This window comes from Rubripirellula amarantea (genome assembly GCF_007859865.1).
Classification (GTDB): domain Bacteria; phylum Planctomycetota; class Planctomycetia; order Pirellulales; family Pirellulaceae; genus Rubripirellula; species Rubripirellula amarantea.
The window spans coordinates 1,544,144-1,562,021 of record NZ_SJPI01000001.1; the positions used below are offsets into that span (position 1 = coordinate 1,544,144).

General features: G+C 53.7%; 11 protein-coding genes. 7 read left to right on the forward strand and 4 right to left on the reverse strand.

The window, feature by feature from the left end; all coding sequences use genetic code 11:
- The first annotated feature begins 36 nt into the window (after positions 1-36).
- The gene (locus tag Pla22_RS05610; protein WP_146513741.1) at positions 37-1,038 is read left to right on the forward strand and encodes a Gfo/Idh/MocA family protein; all 1,002 of its coding nucleotides are present in this window, start codon (positions 37-39) and stop codon (positions 1,036-1,038) included.
- Between the two features lie 37 nt (positions 1,039-1,075).
- On the opposite strand, the gene Pla22_RS05615 is transcribed toward Pla22_RS05610, so the two are convergent.
- Positions 1,076-1,942 carry a DUF1853 family protein gene (locus tag Pla22_RS05615; protein WP_146513742.1) on the reverse strand — a complete coding sequence of 289 codons (867 nt, stop codon included), beginning with the start codon at positions 1,940-1,942 and terminating at the stop codon, positions 1,076-1,078.
- Positions 1,943-2,194: 252 nt separating this feature from the next.
- Here Pla22_RS05615 and Pla22_RS05620 point away from each other — a divergent pair, with 252 nt between their 5' ends.
- Entirely contained in the window at positions 2,195-3,433 is a 1,239-nt protein-coding gene (locus Pla22_RS05620; protein ID WP_165440528.1) for an esterase-like activity of phytase family protein, read from the forward strand.
- Positions 3,434-3,475: 42 nt separating this feature from the next.
- On the opposite strand, the gene Pla22_RS05625 is transcribed toward Pla22_RS05620, so the two are convergent.
- Positions 3,476-4,474, reverse strand: a complete 999-nt coding sequence (locus Pla22_RS05625) for an alpha/beta hydrolase (RefSeq protein WP_146513744.1) — start codon at positions 4,472-4,474, stop codon at positions 3,476-3,478.
- Positions 4,475-4,658: 184 nt separating this feature from the next.
- Here Pla22_RS05625 and ribA point away from each other — a divergent pair, with 184 nt between their 5' ends.
- The 5 genes from ribA to Pla22_RS05650 all read left to right on the forward strand — a co-directional run bounded on the left by ribA (position 4,659) and on the right by Pla22_RS05650 (position 12,766).
- Positions 4,659-5,894 carry a GTP cyclohydrolase II gene (ribA, locus tag Pla22_RS05630; protein WP_146513745.1) on the forward strand — a complete coding sequence of 412 codons (1,236 nt, stop codon included), beginning with the start codon at positions 4,659-4,661 and terminating at the stop codon, positions 5,892-5,894.
- 52 nt (positions 5,895-5,946) lie between these two features.
- Positions 5,947-6,819, forward strand: coding sequence for a prephenate dehydrogenase (locus tag Pla22_RS05635; RefSeq protein ID WP_146513746.1), 873 nt, complete (start codon positions 5,947-5,949; stop codon positions 6,817-6,819).
- Positions 6,820-6,825: 6 nt separating this feature from the next.
- Positions 6,826-9,762, forward strand: a complete 2,937-nt coding sequence (gene purL / locus Pla22_RS05640; protein ID WP_146513747.1) for a phosphoribosylformylglycinamidine synthase subunit PurL — start codon at positions 6,826-6,828, stop codon at positions 9,760-9,762.
- 55 nt (positions 9,763-9,817) lie between these two features.
- Positions 9,818-10,852 (forward strand): 4Fe-4S dicluster domain-containing protein, encoded by a 1,035-nt coding sequence (locus Pla22_RS05645; protein ID WP_146513748.1) that lies wholly within the window; start codon positions 9,818-9,820, stop codon positions 10,850-10,852.
- Between the two features lie 192 nt (positions 10,853-11,044).
- A complete protein-coding gene (locus Pla22_RS05650) occupies positions 11,045-12,766 on the forward strand; it encodes a hypothetical protein (protein ID WP_146513749.1) in 1,722 nt (573 codons plus the stop codon).
- A gap of 25 nt (positions 12,767-12,791) precedes the next feature.
- Here the strand turns inward: Pla22_RS05650 and Pla22_RS05655 are convergent, their stop codons facing one another.
- The gene (locus tag Pla22_RS05655) at positions 12,792-14,270 is read right to left on the reverse strand and encodes a DUF1501 domain-containing protein (protein ID WP_146513750.1); all 1,479 of its coding nucleotides are present in this window, start codon (positions 14,268-14,270) and stop codon (positions 12,792-12,794) included.
- Complete coding sequence (locus Pla22_RS05660) at positions 14,251-17,844, reverse strand: PSD1 and planctomycete cytochrome C domain-containing protein (RefSeq protein ID WP_165440529.1); 3,594 nt, start codon at positions 17,842-17,844, stop codon at positions 14,251-14,253. Before Pla22_RS05660 ends, Pla22_RS05655 begins: the two co-directional genes overlap by 20 nt.
- Between the last annotated feature and the right edge of the window lie 34 nt (positions 17,845-17,878).

Sequence of the window (17,878 nt, forward strand, 5' to 3'; positions counted from 1 at the left end):
GACTGAATTAGTTCTCTTTCGAAGCAGATTAATAGTATGCGTGTTGGAATCGTTGGCGTGGGATTCATGAGCTGGATCCATTACTTGGCCTATCAGCAAAGCAGTCAAGCCGAGCTGGTGGCGTTTTGTAGCCGTGACGATAAGAAACGAAGTGGCGATTGGCGTGGAATTCAGGGCAATTTTGGTCCTCCCGGCGAGCAGATCGACGTTTCAAAGATGAATGTGTTTGCTTCGATCGATGAAATGCTAAAGGACGATTCGATTGACGTGATCGACGTCTGCTTGCCTCCGTCGCTACACGCCGATGTTATCCGTGCTTGCTACGCCGCTGGCAAAACGGTGTTTTGCGAGAAGCCTTTGGCACTCAATTACGACACTGCACACGCGCTGGCCAACGAAGCTAAGCCAGGGCAATTGATGGTTGCTCACGTTCTACCGCTGATGAACGAGTTCGCGTTGGTCTATCAGGCCGCGCAGGACGGCCGCTACGGAAAGCCAATTGCCGGTCGGTTCAAGCGAACGATCTCGCCGCCCGACTGGATTCCGGATTTCTATGACCCCAAGACTGTGGGTGGTCCGCTCGTGGACCTACACGTTCACGACGCTCATTTGATACGAGTGCTCTTTGGCATGCCGACGGCTGCTCACTGCGTTTGCACACGTAAGGACGGCGTTCCCAAATACTATGAGACGGTGTTTGCGTTCGAGGAATCCGATCGAGTGGTCAGTTGCGGTGGTGGCGTGATGGATTCTCCGGCTCGTCCGTTTACCCACGGTTACGAAGTCACGTTTGAGAAGGCCACCATTCAATTTGAGTTTGCCGCCTACGCCGACGGCAGCACGGCTCATATCCCAGTCACGGTGTTGCACAACGATGGTACGTTGGATCGTCCCGACTTAGGGGACGGGGATCCGATCGCCGCTTTCCTTCGAGAAGTCGACTTGGTAGCCACATGCTTTCATAGCAAGAACATGTCTCCGATTCTCGATCCGAAAATGGCTGCCGACGCCTTGAAGATTTGCGAAATGCAAATGTGATGGGCATCGCAAGCAACGATCGTTTCCCCGAAAGGTACTATTGCCGATCGGGCATGACGAAAATGCGAGTTGATTCCACAAAGTGTTGCCCGTCTGGTTGAAGCTGGCTGATCAGAACGGGACGAACGTGACTGGCATACTGTTCCGCAACCACAGTTCGCAATCCGTCTCGGCAAAGCAGGCGATCATCGCCATCCACTACGGTTTTAATCGCAGCAGTTTCATCAGAAAGCCAATACGGCTTGCGGAGAACTTTAAAACGCTCGTCTTTGAGTGGTGGAAGCGTACTGAGCTGCGATAAATAAACCCAGGCACCCTGATGATGGTCCGGCGACAACAATTGCGGGATCGCTAGGGGACGCGGTTGGGCAGGCTGATAGAAAATTCTCCCTTTCACGAAGGCTTCTCGCCGCTGAACTTCCGGGAAGTATACCTCGCTGCGCGGCAACTGATGTTCAAACAAGCGTTTCATCTTGCGGTCGAAAGTATCGGCAGCATTAGGGCCGATGTAATGGCAGCCCATGCCAAGATCATCCGCATGGTAGAGATAGTATTTGATGGCGACTTCCCAATGAGTCAGACACCCTTCTTCATCTCGGAATAGAAAATCAATCTCACCAAGCGTGCGATTCCCCTCGCGCACTTGCAACGACTCTTCAACCACATCAACACAGCGGATGTGTTGAAGCCAATACAAAATCAACAGCTCGAAGTATCGCCCGACGCGTCGCATCGGCTTGTCCGCTAAAAAGGCCGACAGGTGTCCCGCGTCGACGGTGTACGGGTCGACGGTATCCGGGTCGATGCTCGGTATCCGATTTTCAACAACGCTTGAGTCAGTGTTGATCAGTGACCGACTATTGATGGCCCAGGTTAGGTCTCGAACATGTTGAGAAGATTGCATGGTCGCAGTCTAGCCGACCGATAGGAGACATCGGCGGCACCAGGGACCAGCATGTCGAAATCTAATGAGTTCCCGACGGCCGTTCGGACAATGGCCAAGTCGGCCTATTGGATTCTTAGACGGTCAAAGTGACGATACTCCACACCAAAAATCGCATTGAGATTAATGCAATCTTCATCATCGAAGGTGATCCAAGCTCGATATTCTGTTGCCCAGGAAGTTGATTCTTTTCATTCAATATGGGCGTCGAACATGGTTTGGAATTCTGCAGCGAAGTTTGGATTTGTATCGTTCATTGGCCTTTTGGCAGTAACCCTCTGCGAAAACGATGCATCCGCTGCCTCGCCCAACATCGAACTGATCGGTACCGCGACGATATCGGGTACCGCAGTAGATGCCACTGGCGAAACGGCTGCCCTCGTTGACGGCAGTCCTGCCAACCGCATGGGTGGTTGGTCTGGAATGGAGTGGTCCGGTCAAGGGAATCGCTTTTTCTTGCTGGCCGATCGAGGAGCCGGTGATGGACTAGTGGACTACCAATGTCGTTACCACGAAGTGGAACTAGAGTGCGATGAGAAAACTCGCCAGATTCAGTTTCGAACCATATCGACTCAAACCATTGCGGGTGCGGACGGATGTCCAATCGTTGGTTCATTGACCGCTCACGCAAGCGATCTTGTAAAACATGCCTGCACTGCGATGGATCCCGAAGGTCTTCGTATCCTGGCCAACGGTGACTTTTTGATTTGTGAAGAATACGGACCTCGTCTAGCGGTCGTTGGTCGTGATGGGTTAGTCCGTCGAGAGTTCGTTACCGCTGACACCTTTCGTTTGCTGTCGGACAAACCCGGCGAAGCCACCCACGGCGCGTTTCCCAACCGAGCCTGGGAAGGTGTTGCCATCACTCCCTCAGGCAATCGAATCGTCGCGGCTCTTCAGGGGCCGTTGATTCAAGACGCCGAAGTCGTCAATGGTTGGTTGACCGGCCAAGATTGTCGCTTTGCTGCTTACGACCAAACGGGCAAACCGACTGAGCAATGGATTTATCGCCTTGATAGTTCAAACGTTGGTTTGAGCGAAATTTTGGCCGTCGATGAAGAACGTTTCTTGGTTATTGAACGCGATGGTGGACATGGCGACGACGCAAAGATCAAGCGTGTCTATCTTGCCGACGTGGGTGAGGCTGCGGATGTCAGCGATACCGATGATTTGATCACGACTAAAGCTTGCGAACGTCAAGCGATCACGAAGACGTTGTTCTTGGACTTTCTTGACCCGCGTTTCTCGATTCGCGATGAGAAACCCGAAGGAATGTGTTGGGGTGAACCTCTGGAAGACGGTCGGCGAACTTTGTGGGTTTGTTGGGACAATGATTTCGAACCGACCCGGAACTCACTGATCGCCTGCTTTGCGATTTCAGACGTTCCTTCCTTGGGGAAGGTGTCGCTGCAAAGCGACGTTCGTACTCAGAGTTCAAAACTGGATCGTTAAAGATTCGCGATCGAGGGAAGACGAACTTTCATGGCTTGCCGCTTATTCGGCGGCAAGCCATCGTTTGCGGAAGAACTCAACCACGCGTTGGCTCGTCTTTGGATTGATGAACGTGATCATATGGCCTTGACCGGGCATCACTTCCAAATGGGATTCGATGTCCGCCTGAATTTGCGATTGATGGAACTTCCTGGCGCCTTCGATTGGCACGATCAAGTCTTTGTCGCCATGAATGATGTACGTCGGTGGGTCATTCGACGAGACGTGTGCAATGGGTGAAGCGGCAACATAGGCGACTGGCTTTTCTCGCTTGGATCCGCCAAGGAAGTATGCCATCGCTGTGTTGTCGAGCGGTAAAGAACGAAAGTCACAGGGCGGACCGCCTACGCAAACGCACGCGATCTCGGGCAATTGTCCCCAACGTGCATCCGATGGTGCCCACTCGCTAGCGCTGAGTTGTGTCTGAGATGGTTCGTCGGCCAGGGATGCGACCAACAACGATAGGTGTCCGCCTGCTGAGTATCCGAATAAGCCTAGGCGTGAGAGGTCCAAGTGGTATTCATCCTTGTGCGATCGCACCCAAATCAATGCGGAGCGAACATCGTCCACCTGAGCAGGGAACGGGTAGGTGGGCGCTAACCGGTAGTTGATCGTGATCGACGCGATTCCGTTTCGGGCAAGCAGACGCGAGTAGCCTTCGAGTGTCCATTTGTCACCACTGATCCAGCCCCCGCCGTGAACCACTACCACAACGGGAAATCCATCTTTGGGAGCCGGTCCCGGGGGAAGATAGATGTCGCAAAGGTTTGCTTTTGAATCCCCGGTGTCATCGCCGACGTATGCCACGTTGGGATGAACGACAACTGGTCCATTAACCGGTCCATTATCCAGATCGGTAGCCGGTTCATTGGCGGAAGCTCCGGCGGCGACTGATTCAGCCGCCCTTGGTTTGGGCTCAACCGGATCAGCCGTAACGGGCTCAGTCGCCCATGCGTGAAGCGACAAAGTGGCAGCCAAACTAACAAGAATCCAGCGATGCATATCGTTTAGTTGCAATTGGAGGGAAAGGTGTGTTCATTCCAAGAATCAAGCGATTTCCGGGAAAGAGTCAAAAGACAGCGAACCTAGCGAGCGGTGACGCCTACGTATAATGAATCCGCTCGTTTATAGTACAGCGAGGTCGATCAAACCGCTTTCCTACTCATTTTAAAGACAAACCCCCGCCATGACCGTCGAATTGAACTCCGTTGACGAAGCGGTGGAAGCGATCCGTCGCGGCGAAGTCGTCATCGTGGTGGACGCGGAAGACCGTGAAAACGAAGGCGACTACATTTGCGCTGCTGAAAAAGCGACGCCCGAAGTCGTTAATTTTATGCTCTCGGGACGCGGACAGCTTTGTGTTTCGATTCTGCCCGAAGTCGCCAAGCGATTGGAACTCAATCCTGTCGTGGTGCAGAACGATGCCCCATTGAAAACCGCGTTTTTGACACCCATTGATATCCGGACGGCCAAGACAGGCATTACGGCGAAAGAACGCAGCGAGACGATCCAACGAATGGCTTCGTCGGAATGTACCGTCGATGATTTTGTTCGCCCGGGGCATGTGTATCCGTTGTTGGCCAAGCAAGGCGGCGTCCTGCGTCGAGCCGGGCACACCGAAGCGGCCGTGGATCTGGCTCGCATGGCTGGGTTGCATCCCGCAGCCGCCCTGTGCGAGGTTTTGTCGGATTCAGGTGACCGGGCCACTCGCGAAGACCTTGGGAACATCGCGGTCAAGCACGACCTAAAGATCATCAGTATCGAACAATTGATCGCCCATCGACGGGTCAGCGAGAAACTTGTCAGCCGATCAGCCGAGGCGCCGCTGCCAACGAACTATGGCGACTACACGATCATCGTGTATGACGTTCAGTATGAGGCTCAGGAACCAGTCGCACTCGTCTTTGGTGACCTGACCGCGGATGGGCCTGCACCGCTTGTTCGGATGCATAGCAGTTGCTTCACCGGTGACCTGGTCGCATCGCTGCGATGCGATTGTGGCGATCAATTGCACATGGCGTTAGATATGATCGCTAAAGAGGGGCGTGGGGCATTGGTTTACTTGCCCCAGGAAGGCCGTGGTATCGGATTGGCTCAAAAAATCAGGGCCTACGCTCTGCAAGATCAAGGGCTCGATACCGTCGAAGCGAATCATGCTCTCGGCTTCAAAGCTGACATGCGCGACTATGGCATTGGCCTGCAAATTTTGAAAGATCTTGGGCTAAGCGAGATTCGTTTGTTGACGAACAATCCCAAAAAGACAGAAGCGTTCAATTTGCGCGGATTCGATTTGCGAGTTGTTGATCAAGTGCCAATTGTTTCTCAGGTGAACCAGCACAACCAAAGGTATCTGGAAACCAAGCGAGCGAAGATGGGGCATCGTTTGCCAGAAATCGATTCGCCACTCTCGAAAGACTCGTGAGCAACGAGTAGGTTCCCATGGCACACGTTTCACCTCGACAAGTTCACCTTTTATGAACAAGCCGCACGACGATCAGCAGTGGCCGCAACGAATCACCATTGCCGGTGTCGGATTGCTTGGCGGCAGTGTTGCGTTGGCAATCCGGCGGGCGCGACCGTCCATTCATATCACCGGCGTGGTTCGCGATCTGACCAAGGGCGAACAATGGATCCAGGCGGGGATCCTAGACGTGGCTACGGACTCGCTTAAGGAAGCATGTCGCGATTGCGATTGTGTGGTCGTGGCAACGCCAGTGGATCGGCTGGCTCAGATCGTGATCGCGTCAGCCCAGGCTTCCCCCGAAGCTTGTTTGATAACCGATGTCGGCAGCACGAAGCGTGAGATCGTCGCGGCGGTTGGCAAAGTGCCCACGGCGGCCAAAAAATTTGTCGCTGCGCACCCCATTGCGGGCAGCGAAAAGTCGGGGGCAGAACATTCAACTGCCTCATTATTTGACCAAAAAACCATTGTCATTACGCCCAGCGAAGCCAATGACGAGGAATTCCTCCGACGGGCAAGCGAGTTTTGGACGCTCACCGGCGGCAGAATCCTGACGATGAGCCCCGACGAGCATGATGTCCACTTGGCATCGGTCAGTCATGTGCCACACTTGTTGTCTGCTTTGGTTGCCAAAATGGTCGAGGGTCCTGCCCAAGAACTGGTTGGTAGCGGGTGGCAAGACATCACGCGAGTGGCGGCGGGCGATCCAGAAATGTGGACCGCGATTTGCGCAGCCAATCGAGTTGCGATCATTCGCGAGTTGGACCGATACATCACGGAAGCCAGCGAACTTCGCGAGATCATCGAGTCTGCCGCCGACGATGCCTTGCAAACATGGTTGACCAAAGCAAAAAACGCAAAGGAACAATCACGCGAACTCAGGTGACACAACATGCCGCTTTGGCAAATTGACATTTATCCCGCCGATGGCCAAGTCGACCGCGAGGCTCAACGCACCGCCGAAGAAATCGCAGAACTCGGTCTGGGCGAAAACATTTCGGTCGCGTTCGCGCGAGGATTTCTCGTGCAAGGCGAGTTTGCGAAAGACGAAGCCGTTCGCTTGGCGACAACTCTGCTGTCGGACAGCGTCACGGAATCTTCGGTCGTGGCAATCGCTGGCCAGGACGACCTGAACGAACCACCAGGTTCGCAAACCACACTCGTCAATGTGCTTCCAAAGCCAGGCGTGATGGACCCCGTCGCTGCCAGCACACTGGGCGCTGCTCGCGATGCAGGTTTTGACGTCGCAGCGGTGCGGACGATGCGTAAGTATTGGCTGAGCGAACTTGATGACGATTCGCTTCAAACGGTTTGTCGTCGAGCGCTATCGAACGATGCAATCGAGCAAGTCATTGTTGGTCCGCTAGAGATGGATGAACTTGACGTCGGTTCGGATTACGAATTCAAACTCGTCACCGTACCCATTCGCAGTCTCGACGACGCCGGACTCGAGAAACTCTCCAAGGACGGGCAACTGTATCTGACGCTCGTCGAAATGCAGACCATCCAGAATCATTTTCAATCGATCGGTCGCGACCCAACCGACATCGAACTTGAATCGGTCGCCCAAACGTGGTCCGAACACTGCAGCCACAAGACCTTGGCGGGTCGCATTCACTACCGCGGCCCGGCGATCGGTGCGGAAGGTGTAGACGAACGTCAGTACGACAATATGTTGAAGGAAACGATCTTCGCGGCGACTGTCCAGATTCGCGAAACGTTGGGTGACGACGATTGGTGTGTAAGCGTCTTCAAAGACAATGCTGGGGTGGTCAAGTTTGATGACGACTTCCACGCATGCTTTAAGGTCGAAACTCACAATCACCCCTCGGCGTTGGAACCATACGGTGGCGCTAACACGGGCATTGGTGGGGTGATTCGTGATCCCATGGGAACCGGTTTGGGTGCAAAGCCAGTTTGTAATACCGATGTGTTTTGCTTTGCTCCGCCGGACATGCCCGCGGATGAATTGCCACCCGGCGTTTTGCATCCTCGACGGGTCATGAAGGGTGTGGTCTCCGGCGTTCGTGACTACGGCAACCGCATGGGAATTCCCACCGTGAACGGTGCCGTGTACTTCGACAAACGATACCTGGGCAATCCGCTGGTTTACTGCGGCAACGCCGGCATGATTCCAGTTGGGATGGAAGAAAAAGAAGTCATGCCCGACGATTTGATCGTGGCGATCGGTGGCCGCACCGGTCGTGATGGGATCCACGGTGCGACGTTTAGCTCGGCGGAACTAACCAGCGAATCGGAATCGCTTTCCGGCGGCGCAGTTCAAATTGGAAATGCGATCACCGAAAAGATGGTGCTCGATGTATTGTTGCAAGCTCGTGATCGAGGTCTCTTCACGGCGGTGACGGATTGCGGCGCTGGCGGATTCAGTAGTGCCGTTGGTGAAATGGGCGAAGACCTTGGCGCCGAAGTATGGCTCGACAAGGCACCGCTGAAGTATGACGGTCTGACTTACACCGAAATTTGGATCTCCGAAGCTCAGGAGCGAATGGTCTTTTCGGTGCCGCAGGATTGTTGGGATGAATTCCGTGAGCTTTGTGAAAGCGAAGGAGTCGAAGCTGCAGTTCTGGGACGCTTTACGGAATCCGGTCGATTGGTTTTGACCTATCACGGTCATACCGTGGGTGATGTATCGATGCAGTTTTTGCACGATGGACGTCCGCCAATCATTCGTGATGCAGTCTACGAAGTGCCCCCGTCGAAGCCGCTCGATGTGCCAGCGATGACCGCTGATGAACATCACGATGCGCTGCTCAAAATCATGGGTAGTTTGAATGTCGCCAGCAAACATTGGGTGATTCGGCAGTACGATCACGAGGTCCAAGGCGGCAGCGTGATTAAACCTCTCGTCGGGCCTCAGTGCGATGGTCCTGGCGATGCGGCGGTCGTTCGTCCGCGGATCGAATCCCAACGAGGCCTCGTGATCTCTTGCGGGATGAATCCTCACTACGGCGATTTTGACACTTATCACATGGCAGCCTCGTCGATTGACGAAGCGATGCGTAATGCGGTCGCCGTCGGTGCGGACCCGAGCCAGATCGCAATCTTGGATAATTTTTGTTGGGGATATACCGACCGCGCTGAAACACTAGGGTCGCTTGTCCGCGCCGCGATTGCTTGCCAAGACATGGCGATCACGCTGGGGACTCCATTCATCAGCGGCAAAGACAGCTTGAATAACGAGTTCAGTTACAACGATGAATCAGGTACGAAGCAAACGATCTCGATTCCACCGAGTTTGTTGATTAGTGCAATGGGCCAGATTGACGACGTGTCCAAAGCGATCACGATGGACGCGAAGGAAGCCGGCAATGTTGTTTTCTTGATTGGCCAAACGCATTGCGAGCTGGGTGGGTCGCACTTCAGTTTGGTGCAAGAATTGACCGGTGGGAATGTTCCCGCAGTCAATGCCGAGAATGCAAAGCAAACCTTCAAGACCGTCCACCGTTCGATCATGGACCGTTTGGTTCGATCGTGTCACGACCTCAGCGAAGGTGGCTTAGCTGCGGCGGCCGTCGAAATGGCAATGGCAGGTGGCCTGGGAATGAAGCTGGACATCGACGCCGCGATTGGGCAATTGTCGGCTACGGAAATGTTGTTCAGTGAATCGAATACGCGATTCCTGATCGAAACGACTCCTGAGAACGCGGATGCGTTTGAAAACATGTTCAAGGAATCAGGTGTTTCAGTCGCCCGTTTGGGTACAATTGAAGCCTCTGGCGATCTGACGATCCATTGCGGCGACGAATGTGTTTTGCAAGTCGACGTCGCTACGGCAAAGTCGGCTTGGCAGTCACCATTGAACTGGTGATCTGACTGGTGCAATTACCGCTTTCGATCTTCGATTACCGCGTCTTTTAAGTTCTATGATTACGACCGCCACGCAAGACACGACCAGCAAGACAATCACGGTCGTGGTTTCGCGTGGCCAATCGCGGAATCCGGAAAAGCGCGGGCTTGAACAAGCAGTGGTGGAACTTGCGGGCAAGGTGGAAGGTGTGGACGTGATCGTCATTCCTCACCTTTACGATTTGCCGAAGTCCAGTGAATCGTTCGCAAAGCTCAAAGACATCGAAGGCGACTTGGTCGTCGTGTCTTGGATCTTTTCTCGGGCCGCGCACTGGGTTCTCGATCGCAACGGTATCTGCGGTAAGGTTGGAAAGACGCAGTGGACCGACGAAGATAAAGCTGACGATGACAGTGGCGAATCAGTCGCATCCGAGGCCCCATCAATCGAGGCCGAACCGACCGAGGTGGTGGATCGGGTCACGGATTTGTATCCCCGATCTGATCGCCAAGTTTATTGTTTGGATTTGAAGGCCCAAAACGATCCCAAAGTTTTCGTTAGCGAGCTTCGCCGGATCATGGGTTTGAAAGAGCCCTCTTCTGACACCGTGCATCTTCCCATTGTGGGTGGGCAAGTGGTCCAGGTCGAAGAGAAGACTGGACGCCGTTGGTATCCCGTAATCGACTTCGATCGTTGCACGAACTGCATGGAGTGCATCGACTTTTGTTTGTTCGGTGTTTACGGTGTCGATCACGGCGAGAATATTTTGGTCGAACAGCCCGACAATTGCCGCAAGGGATGCCCGGCATGCAGTCGGGTTTGTCCAGAGAATGCTATCATCTTTCCTCAGCACAAAGCTCCTGCCATCGCGGGGGCCGAGGTCGATGGCGATGAAGGATTTAAAATTGACCTGTCGCAATTGTTCGGTGCACCAACTGGCAGCGACGATCCGATTGCCACCGCTGCACGAGAGCGAGATGAGCAATTGTTGCTTGCCGGTCGCGATGCAGTGGGCATTGATGATCAGCTCAAAAAGCGTCAATCCGATCTGGCAGCCGGCCCGAAAGATCGGTTGGATAACTTGATTGATTCTCTGGAAGCATTCGATATTTAGTCACAAAATTTCGGTGACGAGTGTCTCTAGACGCAGGCATGTTTCACATCGAATTTCTAAGTCAATTTAGAAGCGATAATGTCCGATACCGGTCATATGCTTTCTATCGACAAAGAGAATTCGGTGCCTGTTTTGCGAACTTTCCAACCAACGCGTCAGAAACACAGGCGTAGACTTCTTCTGGTGGCACTCTTGGCAATTTCAGGCCAGGGGTACGCGCAGGAAGTCGTATCCAACGTCGACGATGGGGAACTCGTTCCCGCCAAGCTAATGGAAATCGAGAGCAGCGAGATTGAACTCGTGCCGCCGATGCAGAACTCGTTGCGCGATGAAGTTTCTGATGACGAATTGACTCCGGAAGAACGAATTGCCAAGCGACCTTGGTTACTCGAGAAACTTACCGGCGGCAATCGAGAAGAGTCGGTCAAAATGGACCCTCCTCATCCGCCTCTCGCTGACCCACCTTCACTTAGCAAGATCGCTCCACCGAATATTGTTGGCGATCTTCCTTTGGACGATAGATGGATGGAGCGTCAAAATGGCAACCATGTGGGGGTGAATCGCCCCCACACGTCAAAACGCCAAGCCAAAGCGGAGCCACTTCCGTTGACTGATGTTGTGGTTGAAGACCCCACTGCCGATCAGCTAAGGGACCCGCAACTTCGATCGCCCGAAGATGCAAGTGTGAAGGTTGCCCCACCCGAGTCCAGCGCTGCCAAGCCTCTCGCGACACCACCTCGCACAACACAACCTCGCACAACAAAGTCGCGTGATACTACCGCACGCACGACTCGCTCACGCACCGCTCAGCCTCTTGTCGAACAGAAGCCGCAGCCAACCGAAGAAGTAGAAGTAAACGAGCAAGAACCGGCCACCAGCAATTTTGACTACGCTGGTTATCCTCTGGATGAAATTCGGCTAACGCGATCGGTTTACCAGATGCGGAATGCAATGTACCGCACGCTACGTTCCTATTACGCGGACATGGAAGTAGCGCAAGATCGCAGCAACTGGGGCATGATGCACGCCATGATGGTGTACGGCATCGACACGAAAGTCATTGTCGGTCGCAGGACGTACAGCACAATCGCTTGGATCGCAGGAAACAATGCATGTCGGGGTCAACGTTTGTTTGATCAGGATGAGCGGGGCATTGTGGTCAAGAGTGGCGTTGGGCTTCAGGGCCACCAAGCACAACTGCTAGCTGTGTTTTCGCTATGCGATGTTCCTGCTGACTATCCCGTGTATGCAGGTGACGCTCAGTATCTTGTCAAAGATGTGATTGAGCGAGAAAAAGAAGATTGCAAGAGCGGCGAAGAGCTAACGTTTACATTGATAGGACTGTCGCACTACCTGAGCACCGAAGAATCTTGGACCGCCAAAGACGGCGAGGTTTGGGACTTCGAGCGATTGATTCGTGAAGAGCTTGCGCAACCTGTGGTAGGCGCCGCATGTGGTGGAACGCACCGCTTAATGGGTTTCGGCCACGCCCTTCGCAAACGTCGTATGGAAGGCCTTCCCATCACGGGCCAATGGGCGAGAGCCGACAAGTTCACTCAGGACTTCATTCAGTATGCCTATCGATTGCAGAATCGTGATGGTTCGATGAGCACGGATTGGTTTGAAGGCCGCGAGGATAACGGAGACATGGATCGCAAGATCCAAACGACTGGCCACATGGTCGAATGGTTGTTGACGGTCACGCCGGATTCCGAATTGCAAAATCCTCGCTTGGTGTCAGCAGTGCGATATCTGCTCGAAACGATGTCCGAGGAACGCAAACACGATTGGAGCATCGGGCCTAAGGGCCATGCTCTACGATCGCTCGCTATGTACTACGATCGTGTTTACAAGTCGGCTCCACCGTGGCGTAACGCAGGTGTGGCAACTCGAAGTCGGCAAAGCCACCGCTAAAAGTCGCTAACCGACTGTCCCTGATCTAGGTAAGAATTTCACTTACCACGCGGCTCTCTTCGACACCGGTAAGCCTCTGGTCGAGTCCCTTGAACGGGTAGACAAATCGTTCGTGATCGATGCCCATCTGGTGCAGGATGGTCGCGTTGAGATCACGGATATGAACCGGATCTTTGGTGATGTTGTAGCTGAACTCATCCGTTTCGCCGTGTACGACTCCGTTCTTCACTCCACCGCCTGCCATCCAAACGGTAAAGCACTTGGGGTGGTGGTCGCGACCGTAGTTGTCTTTGGTTAAAGCTCCTTGGCAATAGATCGTACGGCCAAATTCGCCACCCCATACCACAAGCGTATCGTCCAACATTCCTCGTTGACGTAGATCGGTCAGTAGTCCGGCGGACGGTTGGTCAGTGTCTTTGCATTGGTTGGGCAGGTCCTTGGGAAGCGCGCCGTGTTGGTCCCACCCGCGATGGAAGATCTGAGTAAAACGGACTCCTCGTTCGGCCATTCGCCGAGCCATCAAACAGCAATTCGCAAACGTGCCAGGATGGGTGACTTCCGGTCCATACAAATCCAAGACATGTTGAGGCTCGTCGCTGATGTCTGACAAGTCCGGCACCGAAGTCTGCATGCGAAACGCCATTTCGTATTGGGCGATTCGAGCGTTGGTCTCCGGGTCTCCAATGCGATCGAGCGTTTCTTGGTTGAGCCTGCCGAGCGAATCCAACATCCGGCGTCGCACATGAGGGTCAATGCCGTCTGGGTTGGAAAGGTAAAGCACCTTATCGCCACTGCTTCTTAGCGCCACACCTTGATATTTACTGGGTAGGAAACCGCTTCCCCAAAGTCGATTATAAAGAGCCTGAGCTTCCTTTCGGCCCGACCACGACGCGGTCATCACCATGAATGCGGGCAGGTTCTCGTTCTCGGTACCAAGTCCATAGCTGAGCCAAGATCCTAATGAAGCTTTGCCCGGCAATTGGTCTCCCGTGCAAATGTACGTGATCGCGGGATCGTGATTGATCGCTTCGGTGTACATCGACTTGATCAACGATATCTCGTCGACTTTCTTGGCCATATGAGGAATCAACTCGCTGGCCATCGTTCCATTGGCACCATGTGGCGAAAACTTATAGATGCTCGGCGCAATTGGAAAACGCGACTGACCGCTCGTCATTGTGGTTAGTCGTTGTCCCTGTCGAATGGATTCCGGCAAATCCTTATCGAACCAATCCGCCATTGCAGGCTTGTGATCCCACATGTCCATCTGACTTGGTGCGCCAGACATGAATAGGTAGATCGCTCGTCGTGCTTTGGGTTCGTGATGAGGAACCTGGGGCAAACCGCCCACCCTAGCCGCAGCCAAAGCAGAGCCAGTATCAAGCGACGCAAGAGCAGCCGCACCCAAGCCAGCGGAGGTCTGGGAAAAGAACGCACGGCGCGTGAGGCGATTAAGAGTTTCGTCGTGATGCATTTGATTGGGGTTACTTGTTGACGACTTCATCAAGATTCAGCAGCGTGCTGGCGATGACGGTGAAGGCAGCTTGCCGAGAATCCGAGCTTTCGATGAATTGAGTGGTCAACGTCAGATGGTTGTCGTAATAGATAATCATATCTTCAAGCAGCTTTACCAATTCTCGACGTTCGGAATCACTGGGCGGTCGGCACGTGACGAGCTCGAACATCCAACTCAAACGCTGAAGGTCGTCGCCGTCGCTTTCTCGTTCGGCCCGAAGAACCAAGTGGCGAGCCGCTTCCATGTACTGAGTTTCATTCATCAGCATCAACGCTTGCAGCGGAGTATTGGTTCGCTCGCGGCGAGCCGTGCACGATTCACGGCTTGGTGCATCAAGCGTGGTCATCTGCGGCGGCGGACTGGTGCGTTTCCAAAACACATAAACACTTCGCCGATAGACCTTTTCGCCAACATCGGCGGTGAAGTTGACCGTGTTGCTGCCCGAGTAACCCACGGCCTTCCAAAGGCCATCGGGTTGAGGCGGTTTGACACTTGGCCCGCCCGAATCCTTAACCAGTTTGCCCGCGAGCGCTAGGGATTGATCACGCAAGATCTCGGCATCCAAACGGTATCTTGGTCCTCGAGCGAGTAGTCGATTGTTGGGGTCAATTTGTTTCATCGTTTCGGAAACCTTCGCGGACCGGCGATACGCTTTGGTCAACACGAGCGACTTCATCAAACGACGCACGTCCCATCCATGGGCTTGGAAATCGACGGCCAAGAAATCAAGCAGCTTGGGATGACTCGGTGGTTCGCCTTGGCTGCCAAAGTCCTCACTGGTTTTGACCAACCCCGTTCCGAATACTTGTTGCCAGAATCGGTTCGCCGCCACTCGCGACGTGAGAGGGTGTTCCGGCAGGGTCAACCATTTCGCCAGACCCAACCGGTCCTTCGGGAACTCTTTAGGGAAAGGTGGCAAGAAGCTGGGCGTCGCACGAGGCACTTCTTCACCAGGCTGATCGTACTGACCCCGCACAAGCAGAAAAGCCTTGCGAGGCTCTTTGGTTTCTTTCCAAACCAGAGTCGTTGGAATCTGGGCCAACAAGTCTTCCTTCGCCTTGCGAGTACCTTTTTCAAGATCCACCAAGGCCATCCAATCAGGGTGTCGACAATAGACGCTGCGATAGTACTTTTGCAGCGATTGCTTGGTGGCATCGGTCCGTGTCTCGGGGTCGCTTTTCGCGAGTTGCATTAATTCCGAAGGCACTGGCAAGGCATACGAACGATACGCGTAGGTCAACGTCGAATCGCCCGAGTCGTTAACGAGCTTGATGTAGAGATCGTTGTTTCCCTTTTGAAGGGTAAGTTTGACTTCGGTTGACAACGCATTGATCGGTCCCGTGCGTTGAACCTTGCTGACTTCTTTGCCATTCATGAAGATCACATGTCCATCATCCGAACCAATCAATAGCAGCAAGTCTTGTTCTTTGGGGGCTTCAATCGATTGGTGGATAATTAATGCCGACGAACGGTCGCGTACGGTAGGAACAGGAATCTCTTGGACCTGAGGGAAGTCGCCACGTTGCTGCCAGCGGTAGGGTCGGCCCTCATAGTGGAACACTTCGTCAGCTTTGAATTCTTTGGCTTGAGAAGCAAAATGGCGGTAGTACCCTGCGCTTTCGTTTTCAATCTCAAACGGTCCCGCGGTATGGATTGGACCAAGCTTGATCTGTTGCTCGCTCGGTAGTGTCGGAGTTGTGTCCGACAAAATCAGGCGAACTCTCCTAAATACATGTTTCGCATACTGGGATTGATACTTCAGTCGCACGCGAACTTTAGCGTCGTCACCTTCAGCAATGAGTGTCGGGACTGCAAACCAAGCGTTTCGAGCCCCCGTTTGCTGGTGACCTTTAACGGCCCATCCGGTCGACTCATCGACCTTTCCATCAATCGCGTTGGTGACAGCAAAATTGTTTTGATCTTGCTCAACATCCGCGACCGCGGACTCGATGGGAATCTCGGTCCATTCTCCGTTAGTTGAGTCATCGGCGATTTCGATTGAGATTTCTGATAGCACTGCATTGCCATTCGATGCAGCGCCCACACGATTCTCAGCGGTATCAGTCAGCGCCGTTTCTGTCAGCGCCGTATCAGTCAGCGCCGTTAGGTGCAGGGTTTGCCAAAGTACGCCGGCTGGGATGGCTGCCACAACCGTTGTGGTTTCTTTGTCTGATGGACTTTCTGCAAACTCAAAGGAATGATCGGTTCGAACACTCATTCTAGTTTCGCGATCCGACGTCACTTCGATGGGCGCTATCACGTGCACGTTTGCATCACCACGATTGGACAACGTTCTTTCCCACGCGACTTGGGCCGCATCTACCGAAGCGATCGGCTCTGACATTTCCTTTTGAATGTCGGCGAGTTCCAAATCCAGTTTTCGTTTCAGCTCACTTTGCTCTTCACTAGGAACACTGATCACCGGTGGCGGGTCTTTTCGGTTTGAATCGAGGGCACTGCCTTCGAGACTGTTGAAAAAGGCCAACATCGAGAAGTAGTCCCGCTGCGAGATGGGGTCGAACTTGTGGTCGTGACAAACCGCGCATCCCGTCGTTAATCCCAAAAACACAGTGCCAAATGCGTCGGTACGATCAATGCAATTGCGGGCAAAGACTTCTTCGTAGATTGAACCGCCTTCGTTGGTGGTGACATTGAGTCGATTGAATCCACTTGCGATTTTGTCGTCGACCGTCGAGCCGGGAAGCAAGTCACCGGCAATTTGCTTTGTGATGAATTCGTCAAATGGCATGTTGGCATTGAAAGCAGCGATGACCCAGTCGCGATAGTGCCACATTTCGCGATAGTTGTCCAAGTGCAAGCCGTGCGTGTCCGCGTACCGCACCAAGTCCAACCAATAACGACCCATGTGCTGGCCGTACGCTTCGCTGCTTGTTAAGCGATCAATCAGCTTCTCGTAGGCGTTGTCAGACGTGTCGTTAAGGAACGCATCAATCTGTTTAAGCGAAGGTGGAAGTCCGGTCAAATCCAAACACACGCGTCGCAACAATGTTCGGCGATCGGCTGGCTCATTCGCGGTTAGCCCCGATTTCGCGATTGCTGCGTCGAGGAACTCGTCGATTCTTGCGGCAGTTTCGGCGGCACGGGATTGCGATGCAACAGACTCTTCTGGGGTTTGTGCGTCTGCGTGGGAATCGTCTTTGAGTGATGCATGATCACGTTCGGGCGGCACGAAAGCCCAATGTTGCTCGAATGATGCGCCTGAGCTGATCCAGTCCCGCAAAACTTGTTTTTGCTTTGCCGAGAGTGGTTTATGAAACTGTGGCGGTGGCATCATCGTGTCATCATCATCGGACACGAGCCTCGCCATCAGCTCGCTTGATTCGACTTCTTGGGGATTCACGACTGACGCCAGACCGTCCGCGGTGTCGAGTCGCAAGCCCGATTCACGATGCCCCTCATCAGGTCCGTGACAGGCGAAACAATGATCCGACAGGATCGGTCGCACATCACGCCCAAATTCGAGCGGTTCCTGTGCCTGGCTCGAGCGAACCGAGAGGCTTAAGATCGCGATGGAAAGTGCCAAGAAGCGTAACAAGGGCATGCGTGAACCATGCAAGCGAGGAAGAAGACCGAAA